This window comes from Streptomyces sp. NPDC059909 (assembly GCF_042730885.1).
GTDB lineage: Bacteria > Actinomycetota > Actinomycetes > Streptomycetales > Streptomycetaceae > Streptomyces.
In genome coordinates, this window is record NZ_JBHWKX010000199.1 from 1 (window position 1) to 1,470 (window position 1,470).

General features: G+C 60.7%; 1 protein-coding gene and 1 pseudogene. Both read right to left on the reverse strand.

The features are described from left to right. Nucleotides 1–194, reverse strand: a pseudogene (locus ACFV9O_RS40140) (D-alanyl-D-alanine dipeptidase); the annotation flags it as partial. Beyond that, the coding region (locus ACFV9O_RS40145) for a sensor histidine kinase (RefSeq protein WP_385427991.1) at nt 191–1,470 on the reverse strand (1,280 nt) is incomplete at its 5' end. The gene ACFV9O_RS40145 and the pseudogene ACFV9O_RS40140, both read right to left, overlap by 4 nt.

The window sequence follows — 1,470 nt, forward strand, 5'->3', positions numbered from 1 at the left end:
GGTTTCGTGAGGATGCACAGCGGCTCGCGGTAGCCGTCGATGCGCTCGCCCACGAAGTTGTGCGGGGTGAAGTAGCGGATCTGGATGACTCCCAGATCCGCGAGCTCTTCCGTTAGGAGTCCACGAAGGTCCTCGGTCATCTTGGCGTCGTCGTCAACGATGAGCACGCGATACGCGGCGTCCGCCGTCGTCATCCAACTCTCCTTCGCAGTCGTGCCCGGAAACTCGCGCCGGAGAGGGCGCCGGGGCTTACCAGCGACAGGTCACCATCGTAGAAGTCCTTCACGACGCTGCCTGCGATACTGAGGCCGAGGCCGATGCCGTCCGGCTTGTCACTGAAATAGGTGTCGAAGATCAGATCTTTGATCTCCACACGCACTCCGGGCCCACTGTCGCTGACCGTGATATCCACCACGTCGGCTTCGCCCTCTTGGTTGCGCTCAGTTTCGATCAAGATCTCGCGGTCTGCCTCGCTGGGCATCGTTGACAACCAGTAGACCGCGTTATTGACGAGATTTAGCACGAGTGTCCTGATATCACCCGGCTCGGCCGTGACCGTTACGTCCTCTCCGCCGATTGTGACGGTCACACCGTACTTGGCGATCTCAGATTCCAGTACGGAGACAGCTGCAGAGATGCTCTGGTGAAGCGAGAGTTGTCGTGGCCGCCCACGCTGCCGACCGCTGAGAGGTTCGATGCGAGTGAAGAGCCGGTCGATAGCCCTCTCCTGCGCGGTGAAATCCGTGTGCAGTTCCCCGAGCGCGTCGGACAGGTCGGTGTCATGGACCTCGACCTTTCCCGTGATCTTCCTAAGTCGACGAAGGTCGAATGCGATGCGGGCCAGGGCGGTCCTACCCTCGTGGAGGACAACGTCGACAAGGGTGCCTAGTGTCGCGAGCCGGGAGAACTGGGAGATGATCTCCTGGACTTTGCGCACACCTTCGTTGATCGTCTCCGTGGCTTCCTCGATGGCTCGCCCCAGGACGACATCATCTGGATACCGCTCGCTGGCGACTTGCCGAAGAGGATCCAGGTTGAAACTCCGGAAGACTCCGTGACCTCGCCCTTCGGGAGGACTGACCAGGGGTTCGTCGGCCACTTCCACGGTGGACTCCGGACGGCGCAACTTGTAGCGCAGGATCTCGAGTTTCGAGATCGCCTGCACTATCACCATCTTCAGTTCCTCGTACTCCGGACTATCAATCAGCCCTTCCCGGTGCGACCGGTCCTGGAGGCCCGGGTTCTCGTCCGCCGAGATATAGACGAATCCGGCAACCTGGTTATTGGACAGCCGCATGGTCGGGTTATTGACGCGTCGCTGGTCGAATCCAAGCCAGTCGTAGCCCGGCTCGCCGAAAGGCTGGACTCGGAACCCGTCCCGGTACAGCGCTACGCCGCTGTTGTCCCGGATCAGTTTCCGCACCTCGGTGAGGTTCTTCGACCCGGTATCAATATGGAAGAGCGGGTCCA